Source organism: Candidatus Omnitrophota bacterium (assembly GCA_023227985.1).
Lineage (GTDB): Bacteria > Omnitrophota > Gorgyraeia > Gygaellales > Profunditerraquicolaceae > JALOCB01.
The window spans coordinates 1-9,803 of sequence record JALOCB010000041.1 but is presented as its reverse complement, the minus strand read 5'-3'; the positions used below and the strand labels follow the sequence as shown (position 1 = coordinate 9,803).

Annotated in this window: 17 protein-coding genes; all 17 read left to right on the top strand. The window is 33.6% G+C overall.

Translation table 11 applies throughout. The features are described from left to right. On the top strand, positions 1 to 850 hold an 850-nt coding region (locus M0R35_07165; GenBank protein ID MCK9595436.1), incomplete at its 5' end, for a hypothetical protein. Position 851: 1 nt separating this feature from the next. After that, the gene (locus M0R35_07160; protein ID MCK9595435.1) at positions 852 to 1,046 is read left to right on the top strand and encodes a hypothetical protein; all 195 of its coding nucleotides are present in this window, start codon (positions 852 to 854) and stop codon (positions 1,044 to 1,046) included. Between the two features lies 1 nt (position 1,047). Further along, complete coding sequence (locus M0R35_07155) at positions 1,048 to 1,230, top strand: hypothetical protein (protein ID MCK9595434.1); 183 nt, start codon at positions 1,048 to 1,050, stop codon at positions 1,228 to 1,230. A gap of 32 nt (positions 1,231 to 1,262) precedes the next feature. Then, complete coding sequence (locus M0R35_07150) at positions 1,263 to 2,057, top strand: hypothetical protein (protein ID MCK9595433.1); 795 nt, start codon at positions 1,263 to 1,265, stop codon at positions 2,055 to 2,057. A gap of 49 nt (positions 2,058 to 2,106) precedes the next feature. Continuing rightward, a complete protein-coding gene (locus M0R35_07145; GenBank protein MCK9595432.1) occupies positions 2,107 to 2,256 on the top strand; it encodes a hypothetical protein in 150 nt (49 codons plus the stop codon). Between the two features lie 76 nt (positions 2,257 to 2,332). Then, complete coding sequence (locus tag M0R35_07140) at positions 2,333 to 2,704, top strand: hypothetical protein (protein ID MCK9595431.1); 372 nt, start codon at positions 2,333 to 2,335, stop codon at positions 2,702 to 2,704. Positions 2,705 to 2,802: 98 nt separating this feature from the next. Next, the gene (locus M0R35_07135) at positions 2,803 to 3,297 is read left to right on the top strand and encodes a hypothetical protein (GenBank protein MCK9595430.1); all 495 of its coding nucleotides are present in this window, start codon (positions 2,803 to 2,805) and stop codon (positions 3,295 to 3,297) included. A 666-nt stretch (positions 3,298 to 3,963) separates the two neighbouring features. Further along, positions 3,964 to 4,416: a hypothetical protein gene (locus M0R35_07130; protein MCK9595429.1), complete on the top strand. Its 453-nt coding sequence runs from the start codon at positions 3,964 to 3,966 to the stop codon at positions 4,414 to 4,416. Next, the gene (locus M0R35_07125; protein MCK9595428.1) at positions 4,413 to 4,688 is read left to right on the top strand and encodes a hypothetical protein; all 276 of its coding nucleotides are present in this window, start codon (positions 4,413 to 4,415) and stop codon (positions 4,686 to 4,688) included. Before M0R35_07130 ends, M0R35_07125 begins: the two co-directional genes overlap by 4 nt. Before the next feature lie 169 nt (positions 4,689 to 4,857). Next, positions 4,858 to 6,159 carry a hypothetical protein gene (locus M0R35_07120; protein ID MCK9595427.1) on the top strand — a complete coding sequence of 434 codons (1,302 nt, stop codon included), beginning with the start codon at positions 4,858 to 4,860 and terminating at the stop codon, positions 6,157 to 6,159. 2 nt (positions 6,160 to 6,161) lie between these two features. Further along, complete coding sequence (locus M0R35_07115) at positions 6,162 to 6,539, top strand: hypothetical protein (GenBank protein ID MCK9595426.1); 378 nt, start codon at positions 6,162 to 6,164, stop codon at positions 6,537 to 6,539. Continuing rightward, positions 6,529 to 7,227, top strand: a complete 699-nt coding sequence (locus tag M0R35_07110) for a hypothetical protein (GenBank protein MCK9595425.1) — start codon at positions 6,529 to 6,531, stop codon at positions 7,225 to 7,227. Before M0R35_07115 ends, M0R35_07110 begins: the two co-directional genes overlap by 11 nt. A gap of 34 nt (positions 7,228 to 7,261) precedes the next feature. Beyond that, positions 7,262 to 8,395, top strand: a complete 1,134-nt coding sequence (locus M0R35_07105; protein ID MCK9595424.1) for a phage portal protein — start codon at positions 7,262 to 7,264, stop codon at positions 8,393 to 8,395. Next, positions 8,395 to 8,649, top strand: coding sequence for a hypothetical protein (locus tag M0R35_07100; protein MCK9595423.1), 255 nt, complete (start codon positions 8,395 to 8,397; stop codon positions 8,647 to 8,649). The genes M0R35_07105 and M0R35_07100 overlap by 1 nt, the downstream gene beginning before the upstream one ends. 72 nt (positions 8,650 to 8,721) lie before the next feature. Next, positions 8,722 to 9,024 (top strand): hypothetical protein, encoded by a 303-nt coding sequence (locus M0R35_07095; protein ID MCK9595422.1) that lies wholly within the window; start codon positions 8,722 to 8,724, stop codon positions 9,022 to 9,024. 1 nt (position 9,025) lies between these two features. Then, a complete protein-coding gene (locus M0R35_07090; protein ID MCK9595421.1) occupies positions 9,026 to 9,208 on the top strand; it encodes a hypothetical protein in 183 nt (60 codons plus the stop codon). A 23-nt stretch (positions 9,209 to 9,231) separates the two neighbouring features. Further along, the gene (locus M0R35_07085) at positions 9,232 to 9,630 is read left to right on the top strand and encodes a hypothetical protein (protein ID MCK9595420.1); all 399 of its coding nucleotides are present in this window, start codon (positions 9,232 to 9,234) and stop codon (positions 9,628 to 9,630) included. The last annotated feature ends 173 nt before the right edge of the window (positions 9,631 to 9,803 follow it).

The window sequence follows — 9,803 nt, the reverse complement described above, 5'->3', positions numbered from 1 at the left end:
AAAGCAGACATGGGAAAGAGACATTAAAGGTTTTGCTGCAAAAAGATATGTAATGAAAGATTTAGTAATGGTTTCTACAAGCAATTCGTGGGATAATTCATTCTATCAAAAAACAGCTACAAGCTTGACTGGTGGAGCAGGAAGTCCAGTAGGAGATATCCCAAGAGGGGCAGACTTTCCATTCTTAGAAAGAGGAGTTACTTTAAAGCATGCAATAATTCTACAGCATGGAGGAGAAGGAGTAATTTACTGGCAGGATATTTTAACTTCTAATATTTCAGTTGAAGCTGAAACTATATCTGATGTAAGCGATGCAGTTGTTTATTCAGTAGATAATAAGATTTACAATGTTCTATCAGAAGCAGATACACCTGCAACAATTAACACAGTTGCTATAACAGCAGGCTATGAATGGGACAGCGCAACAATAGCAAACAGAGATCCAGTATTTGACTTAGCAAGATGCGCAGAAGCAATAAACACAGACAGATATCCTTTCTACTCATCAGGCAGAGGATTTTTCGCAATGAATGAAGCAACATTCACTTATTTAATTACAAATTCAAAAGTCTTAAATCATCCAACATTCAAATTAGCAGAAGGAAATATTGAAAACGGAATGGTTGCTAAACTTTTAACTGCAGAGATTAGAGTAACACCAGTAATAACAAACGATAAAGTTCTTGTAGGAATTAAAAAGACATGCGCAACTTGGAAGCAGACACAACCTTTAACAGTTGATGTAATTATAGACCCTCAGAAAAAATATACTATAAGGGCTTCTGAAATTGGAGTTTGTCAATTAACAGACCCAGAAAGTTTATGTCTATTGACAAATGTGAGGGCATAAAATGGTTTATGAAACTGAAATTTTAGAGCCAACTTCTTTAACAATTCCACAAATGACAACGGCAGTAAGAAATACTATTGTTGGAAAGATTGGATTAATTATTTATGATTCTACACAGAATAAACTTTGTTTCAAGAAAGCAGCAGCAGCAGCTGCAGCAAGCTGGGAATTAATTACATCTGTGCAAGAGGCTTAAAATGGCAGCTGGAGATTTAACCGTCACTATTGTAGGGACTTATGCTTCTTTAGCTTTGGCAGTTGCAGCAATGGACGCAGGAAATGATGCTCTTGTAACAGACCATCACGATTTAGTAATTCTTCCGGGGGGAAGTGCAACAGCTCCTTTTGCAGTTTTGAAATATGTAAGAGCCGCAGCATAAAGATTTTTATATTTCTTATTTCTTAATTAATAATGCAGTCAATAAAAAAGCAATTAGAACCTAAGAAATTTAATGAAGCAGAACTTCATAAATCAGCAGGAATTTTAGAAGATTATGAAATAAGAAAAGTTGGAGATATAAAAACAATTTATACGGATGAAATAAATTCAGCAGATCATTCTAAAATCCCTCATATAGAATTATCAGTTGCGTCAGGAACGCATGTAGGCTACGATAATGCAGGAACAGGAACGCATACAATATGGACAGGCGGAACAATACAGAATAAAGTTAATGAGTTTGATATTTTAACCATAAGTGCATCTGGACTTTCTGTTCAGGGAACAAGCCTTACAAATGTAAAAATTCAGGATTATGATACTCATATCGCTTCTACAACATTGCATTTAGGACAGGATTCAAGTTTCAGAGCATGGGCAGGAACAAGCCAAACAATATCAACAGGAACAATAACGAAAGTAACTTTTGGAAGCGAAGATTATGATGTAAATAATGAATTTGCTTCAAGCAGATTTACAGCAAAGACAGCAGGTTATTATCTTTTTGAGGCATGTATAAATTTCACAAACTTAGTAGAGGGAGATACAGGAATGATTTATATTATGAAAAATTCTTCAAGCGCGCCAATAGGACTGCACACACATACATTAGGAGGAGCAATAGAAAATTATTTGAGTGTTTGCGCATTAATAAATATGGCTGTTAATGATTGGGTTGAAGTTTATTGTCAGCAAAATCACGGAAGCGATAGAACAATAAATAATAATGGAGCAACAAATCATTTTGCTGGAAAATTAATAAGATAACTATAAAGTAGTTAGAAATATATTTAAAGAGTGTGTGCGTGTGTATTTTATGAAAGATATAAGAGTAACATTTACAGACGCAGAATTTAAGAAATTAAAAAAGGCAAAAAAAGAAATTGGATATAACATTTCATGGCACAATTTTATTATAAATAAATTAACAAAAGGAATAAGCGCATATAAGGAGTTAAGAAAATGATTTACGAAGTTTTAGTTTTTATTTTAGGATTTCTCCTCGGAATTTTATTTAATAAATTTTTAAATTGGATAATGAAATGACAAAGCAATACAGATTAATGATGATGTGCTTCGGGAATAGTGGAGATTACAAAAGATTAGACGAATTCTTTAATGAAAGAAAAAAAAGAAGAGATTATGAAAGCATTAATTTTGTTGAAGGAATAAGAGAAATAAAATTTATTGAATTTGATATAGACTTTGATGAGAAAAAAGAATTTATAGAATGGCTTGGACAGCATGTCTGGCTTCATAATCATGCAGAAATGAATGGAGTTATTGAAATGATGTTAAGCAAAGCAACAGGCTACAGAAGGATTGTTGATTTTGCTCAAAGCGGAAGCAGACAAAATAATTTAAGGCTTCCTGTTTATGCTTTATTTGAAAGGGAGTTTGAAACATCAAAATGACTAAATCAGGGCCGTTATTTCAAGAATGGAGTTTGGCAGTGTGAGATCTGCGGGAATAGTCTATAAGACAAAACTGAAAGGAGGATAAAAAGCGAGAAATGACAAAAGAAAATTTAGAAATTCTGGAATTTGAAGATAAGAAAACTCAGGCAGGCAAGCGATATACAAGATTTAAAACTTCTGAAGGCTGGATGAGCTGCTTTGATAAGAAAAGCTGTGAAGCATTAAAAGACTTTGAAGGAAAAACTGCAAAAGTAGAAGTTGCTGAGGCAAATGGCTTCAAGAATATAAGAAGATTTTTGGGAGAAGCAAGCGAAGATGAAGAAAGTGAAGAGTATGAGCCAAAGAGTGAGAAAAAGTCAAAATTTGAAGGGGAAAAGCCAGCAAATTTAAGAGAGAGTTTTCCAGTTAGTATGAAAGTCAGCTATGCAAAGGACTTAATTATCGGAAAAGGAATGAAAGCAGAAGATGCAGTTAAAATGGTTAAAGATTTGATTGCAGGATTTGAAGCAAAGCCTATGGAAAAAAAAGCTGAGGAAAAGATAGAAGTTGTAAGGCCTGGAGAAGCTAAAGAAGAATTCCCTGACTACTAAGAAAGTTTAAATATTTTATTTTTTTTCTTTTTTTTTAATTTTTTAACTTCATTTAAGGGAAGTCTAATTCTGCGCCTACTTTCAAGATAATCGGTATACCGGCAAACTTTTTATAGTTTGGATTCTTTGAATTTGCGGAGCAAATTCACATCCAGCCACAAGTGGCCGTCTGCCTTTTTCTTGAAAGTTGTCAGGTTTTGGGCTGCCTAAACCTGAATATCCCAGCCCAAAAGCCATAAATATCTGCATTTCCACTGGAAATGACGGTTCCACCTCATCTATTTAAGGCATTTTGGCTTTACTTTATAGGGCTCCGCCCTTTCCGTGCTCCGCACTCCAAACCCACATAGTGCAGGCTCAGTCCTTCGCCTGCTCCGCAGTCAATCCTAACCCATAACCAAAACCATATAGTTGCATCCGCAAGAGATTAAACCAAACTGGGTTAGGATAGGGGAAGGGGGAATGGGGGAACAGGGCTTCAATCCTTCGCCCTGCCTTCGCTCAATCCTTCGCTCAGAAATTGAAATTAAGGAAAGTTCCATAGGAAATGTAGGTATGGGGGGGTATGTTTCCAATGGAACTTTATCTATATATTATATCTTATATCTATATACATATATACATATACATACAAATGTTTAAATACATAGATATTTTAAAATAAGAATGGGAGCAATAAACTTTTACATTCCAAATGATTTAGTAAATGAATTAATGAAAATAGAAAATAGAAGTTCTTTAATTACTGAACTATTAAGAGATTATTTTAACAAAGGCAAACAACTAAAAGAATTAAAAGAAGAAAAGATTAAACAAGCAGAAAGTTTAAACAAAGAAGTTGATATTTTAGAGAATGAAATAAAAGAAGAAGAAAAAAAGAAAGAAGAAAACTTAAAGTTAATGTCTGAAGAAGAAACAAAAGAAGCAGATGAAAAGCAACAAAGAAGAAAAGAAAATCTTTTAAAGATGAAGAGAGAAACATTTAATAATTTTGAGATAGATAAAGAAAAAATAGAACAATTATTTAATGAGTTCTTAGAAGAAGAAAAGAAAAACCCAGGATTAAGAATAATCGAGTTTATGCAATCAAAAGAAATTAAAAGAAAAGAAAGAAGATGAGTTCAATCTATCAGCAGGGAAGAAGAAAAGAATATGCAATCTGTGAGAAGTTAAGAGAAGAAGGGTTTGATATTGTGCAAAGAAGTGCAGGCAGTCATTCTAAAGTGGATATATTTGCTATTGATACAAAGGGAAGAAGAATAAGGTTAATTCAATCAAAGAGAGTTATTAAAGAAAATATGAAAACAATCAATGAGTCATTAAAAACTAAGATTGAACAAGATATGCAATATCTTAACGGTTTATATGATTGTTCATTTATTGTAATGTAAAGCGAATCTTGAATTAATTAAATGTTTATATGATGTAGGACTTCACAAAAAATTTTATGGAAAAACAGGCAAATCTAGAGGACGTGGAAGAAATCCAGGCAATGCTAAAAGTGATGCCAAACGAAGCAGGAGCAATCTGTAAAGAAGATTTGCAGGAGATTTTTAGACAATGAACATTCCTGAAGGGAAGTCTTATGACTTAAATCGCCCGTGGGAAACTCTAGACGACTGGCAGAAAGAATATATAAAAACACCCTGGTATCAAGATTGTTTTCTTTTATCAACGCGTCAGGGAGGAAAGACAACTGCAATGTCAATAAAGGCTGTAGAAATGTGCATTAATGATTTTGGAAAAGGAGAAGTTGTTTTAATTTCAAGTCTGACAGAAAGACAGGCGCAATTAATGCTGGCAAAAGCGCAGATTTACGCAGAAGAAAAATATCCAAAAGAAATAGCAAAAGGGCGAGACAAACCAACAATGCACAAATTATTATTTAAAAATGGCTCGGGAATTTTATGTTATGCAGCAGGAGAAGAGGGAGACAGCACAAGAGGATATACTTTAAAAAAATTAATGGTAGATGAAGGAAGTAGAATGGACGAACTTTATTTTATTTCAGCAACGCCTACACTGTCAGTTTCTAAAGGAAGCATGGATATAGCAAGCACGCCGCACGGAAAAAAAGACAAAGAGGGAAATGAAACATTTTTTTACAAAGCTTCTAAAGATGAACATTACAAAAAATGGTATGTTTCAGCGGAAGATTGCCCTCGTCATTCGCCGGAATTTTTAGCAAGAGAAAAAGAAAGAATGTCAAAACTTCAATATGCGCAGGAATATTTAGCGCAGTTTTTAGATGAACTTCATAGAGTTTTTTCAGACGAACAGATAAAAGAGATCTGCGTATTGGAAAGAAGAGAAAATTTATTGCCAAATAGAAAATATTATTTAGGCTGTGATATAGCAGGCTTTGGAACAGATGAAAACACTTTTGAAAGTTTTGATGGAACAAATAAAAATAAGATTGAACAAGTAGGGCATGAAATTTCAAAGCATAAATTTACGACAGAAACAGCAGAAAAAATAAAGCTTCTAAATATTTCTTATAATTATAAGCAGATAGGAATTGATGACGGCGGAGTAGGCTTCGGAGTATATTCAGAATTAATGAATAATTATAAAACGAAAAGAAAGACTTTTGCCCTAAATAATGCTTCAAGACAAACAGACAGCGAGGGCAAAAAGTCTAAGAAATTGTTAAAAGAAGAAATGTATATTAATCTATTAATGCTGGTTGAAAATCACAGAATAAAGTTATTAAAAGATGATGAGATTAAAGCAGCATTGGCGTTTGTTCAATTTGAAGAAGGCAATAAAATTATAGGAAGCCACATAGCAGAAGGAATTATAAGGGCATGCTGGCTTTGCGTCCAAGACAAATCTTTAAATATGTTTGTTCATTCGTATTAAGAATGGCAGATACAGGAATTTTCGCAACAACAGCGCAAATAGGCTATAAAGCAGGAGTAAGAAAATCTGCAACTTCGGCAACAGAAGCATATACAAATTTCTTTATCGGACAGGCTGAAAGTTACATTAATGTCGCAGCAGGTTATAATTTTTCAGACAATTATTCTTCTTTAAATGTTGATGTAAAATATATTTTGCAGGAAGCAGCGAGCAATCTCGCAGCAATTTATGTTATTAATTACGACATGAGCGGAACAGCAATGACTGCACTTCAAAGAATAGACGCTGAAAGTATGGTTACAATTTTATATAAAAGATTTCAAGATTGTATAGACTTATTAAAAACTTCGGATAAAACTAAATTTATAAATGGAGCATAAAAAGTGGCTAATACTTTTAATTATTCTTTTAATTATTTGGGGAGCGTTTAACATGGTTTTAGCAATCGGAACAGGCTTATTTTCAAACAGGATATTTCAAAATTCTCCGAATGACAACGAAGTTTTATCATTCCAGGGAAATACACAACGCCCAAGCAGTGCAAGTAATTTATTAATAACTTCTACAACAGGCTACACAGCGCCGAGCACAGTAACAGATGACGCAACAGTTGGAACAGAAACATGGCTTTTTGACGGAGTAAGTTATGTAACTGCCTTAGCAACAAATGACGGAGCTTATGCTTATACTTCTTCGCCAGATGTAACTCATTATTTGAAATGCACGAATTTTGGTTTTGAAATTCCAGCAGGAGCAATAATCACAGGAATAAAAGTTAAGATTTGGAGATTAGACCACTCGGGAACAGGAACGACTTTGTTTGATAATTCTGTAAAATTAGTAAAAAATGGAGTAATTGGCGGAGATGATAAACCTTTATTAACAGCGTTACCAACGGTAGAGGCGTATTCTTATTATGGGGGAAGTGGGGATTTATGGGGGGAAACATGGACAGCAGAAGATATTAATCAAGATAATTTCGGAGTTGCTTATTCAGGAAATAGAGATGCAGTTTTTGAAGATTATTTTATAAATTCTATTCAAATTAATGTGTATTATCTCGCATAAAAACATTTATTAACATCTTCTAACTAATTCCAACATGGATGTTTCAAATTCAGTTGTAGGGACTTTAAACACAAATTCATATACAGACCCAACAGCAAACACAACAGATTTTTATAATTCTCAAAGTTCAAAAATAGATGGAGTTACAGGAGAAGAAAGCTCTCACACACCAGATTTTAATAAATGGCACGGATATTACGAAGAAGTTTCTATTTTTGGAGCATTAGTAGATATTTTAGCAAGCTGGACAGTAGGAAAGGGTTTTAAAGGACAAGAAAAAGAAATTAACAAAATTAAAAATATTAAAGGCTGGGGAAAAGATGATATAAATTCTATCTTTGAAAATCAGTTGAGAACTGCATTGATCTGCGGAGATTCTTTCGCTGAAATAATAAAAGATAAAGCAGGAAGAATAACAAATTTAAAGCCGATAAATCCAGGAACAATAAAAATTATAGTTAATGACAACGGAATTTTAGATAGATATGAACAATACATTACAATTTCTGGGCAGAAAAAGATGGTTAATAAATTTGAGCCAAAACAAATATTTCATTTATGCTGGAATAGATTAGCTGATGAAATACACGGAAAAAGTTTAGCAAAAAGAGCAGAGCCAATTATAAAACAAATAAAGCAATTACAAGAAGATTTAGGAATTAGATTTCATAGGATAGTAAGGCCATTAAGATTATTTGTAGCAAATACAGACGACACAACAACTTTGACAGAAGTAGAAGCAAAACTAAACAGCTCATATAAAAATTGTGAAATTATAGTAATCCCAGATAAAACACTGGAAGAAAAAGATGGAGCAGCAATACCTTCTGCAGTAGATGCAATTCAATATCTAAATAATTTATTAAGAAATTTTGTAAGCGCATGTAATTGTCCGGAAGTTATTATAGGATGGAGTGAAGGAACAACTGATGCTTCGGCTAAGATTGTTTATTTAGCGTTCCAACAGCCGACAGAAAGAAAACAAAAGTTTATGGAAGAGCAGATAAGATTGCAGTTAGGAATAGAAATTAACTTTGAGTTCCCAGCTTCTCTTGAGCCTGTAACAGAAACAGCAGGAGATATGCCGACAAATGAGCTGCCGAAAAATAATCCTCCAGAAAGTGATGAAAAAAAAGCAGGCAAATTAAATAATATAATGAAAAAATAATGGCAAATCAATACACAAAGGCAAAATTAATTTCACAGAAGAATAAAAAAGAAATATTTTGGAATATTATAAATTCATTTTTAGCAGGAAGTTTAGTTTTTCTTGGAAGTTTATCAAGCGGAAGATTATCATGGCAGGGAATAGTTTTTGGATTAATTGCATCTTTTATTGTTGCTATTACAAAGTTTCAAAATTATTGGAAAAAAGAAGAAAGTGAATACTGCAAGACAAAGATTTTTTCTTTTGTAAATTAGTCGCTCCGATAATTTTTAAAAAAATTCTAACGCTCCCGAAAAGTTAATAAAGGAACAAAGTTTAAAATATTAATGATTGATGAAATTGCTAAAGATGTGCAGGTTAATAGTGGAGAAGTGCTAACAGCGGCAGAAATTGAATTTAACCCAATAGACGAAGCAAAAAAAATTCTTGAAGAAACTAAAAAAACTCTTGGGCAGATAACAGACGAAAGAAAGAGAATTGAAAAAGCAACTGCGGAAATGTTAGTTAATGGAAGAAGTTACGCAGGACAAAATCAAACAAAGCCAGAAACAGCTGATGAAAAATGGGCAAGAGAAGCAGAAGAAAGATATGCTGGAACAGGAATGAGCCCAGTCTCAAAGAAAAAATAAAATGGAAATTCCAATAACAAAAGCAGACTGGGAAACAAACAAATTTAACAACGAAGTTCTTATAAAAACTAATTTAATGCAGATTGAAATGGCTGAAAAAATAATAGATTTATGTGATGAAAAGATAAAAGAATTCACAGAAGAAGAAAAGAAAGAGACTTCCTTAAAAGAGGAAGATATTTAAACAAGATATTTCTATATTAAAGCATGGCAGATGAAGCAGTTTGTATTATAGCACCTAAGGTTATTAGAAGCAGGACAGTTGCAACAGCAACTCCAATACCAAAAGGAACAATTTTATATTTCTCAGCAGACCCAAATACAGCAGCTGCAAGCTCGGCAGCAGATCAATCTTTCGCAGGAATAACTATTGAAGAATTTACAGGTGGAGAGGGAAAAACAACTGTAAGCGCTGCAATGGATGGAGTTTGGGATATTAAAGATTCTGGTGCAGGTGCTACACTTGGAACAGCTGTCGCTATTGGCGGAGCAAATCTTTTTGTAACAGCAGACGCAGCAGATTTATTAAATGGGGCATTCTTAGGCTATTTGCAAGAAACAGCAGCAGCTAGCGAAGTTTGCCGTGTGGAGTTGAGAGGTTACTAAATGGTAGACACATTCACAGAAGCAGACACAAGAAAGCAGACATGGGAAAGAGACATTAAAGGTTTTGCTGCAAAAAGATATGTAATGAAAGATTTAGTAATGGTTTCTACAAGCAATTCGTGGGATAATTCATTCTATCAAAAAACAGCTACAAGCTTAACAGGCGGAGCAGG

Coding starts and splice junctions, on each gene's coding strand:
- M0R35_07155 (MCK9595434.1), top strand. CDS start 1,048: ATGGCAGCTGGAGATTTAACCGTCACTATTGTAGGGACTTATGCTTCT.
- M0R35_07125 (MCK9595428.1), top strand. CDS start 4,413: ATGAGTTCAATCTATCAGCAGGGAAGAAGAAAAGAATATGCAATCTGT.
- M0R35_07135 (MCK9595430.1), top strand. CDS start 2,803: ATGACAAAAGAAAATTTAGAAATTCTGGAATTTGAAGATAAGAAAACT.
- M0R35_07100 (MCK9595423.1), top strand. CDS start 8,395: ATGGCAAATCAATACACAAAGGCAAAATTAATTTCACAGAAGAATAAA.
- M0R35_07160 (MCK9595435.1), top strand. CDS start 852: ATGGTTTATGAAACTGAAATTTTAGAGCCAACTTCTTTAACAATTCCA.
- M0R35_07140 (MCK9595431.1), top strand. CDS start 2,333: ATGACAAAGCAATACAGATTAATGATGATGTGCTTCGGGAATAGTGGA.
- M0R35_07115 (MCK9595426.1), top strand. CDS start 6,162: ATGGCAGATACAGGAATTTTCGCAACAACAGCGCAAATAGGCTATAAA.
- M0R35_07110 (MCK9595425.1), top strand. CDS start 6,529: ATGGAGCATAAAAAGTGGCTAATACTTTTAATTATTCTTTTAATTATT.
- M0R35_07120 (MCK9595427.1), top strand. CDS start 4,858: ATGAACATTCCTGAAGGGAAGTCTTATGACTTAAATCGCCCGTGGGAA.
- M0R35_07130 (MCK9595429.1), top strand. CDS start 3,964: ATGGGAGCAATAAACTTTTACATTCCAAATGATTTAGTAAATGAATTA.
- M0R35_07085 (MCK9595420.1), top strand. CDS start 9,232: ATGGCAGATGAAGCAGTTTGTATTATAGCACCTAAGGTTATTAGAAGC.
- M0R35_07095 (MCK9595422.1), top strand. CDS start 8,722: ATGATTGATGAAATTGCTAAAGATGTGCAGGTTAATAGTGGAGAAGTG.
- M0R35_07090 (MCK9595421.1), top strand. CDS start 9,026: ATGGAAATTCCAATAACAAAAGCAGACTGGGAAACAAACAAATTTAAC.
- M0R35_07145 (MCK9595432.1), top strand. CDS start 2,107: ATGAAAGATATAAGAGTAACATTTACAGACGCAGAATTTAAGAAATTA.
- M0R35_07105 (MCK9595424.1), top strand. CDS start 7,262: ATGGATGTTTCAAATTCAGTTGTAGGGACTTTAAACACAAATTCATAT.
- M0R35_07150 (MCK9595433.1), top strand. CDS start 1,263: ATGCAGTCAATAAAAAAGCAATTAGAACCTAAGAAATTTAATGAAGCA.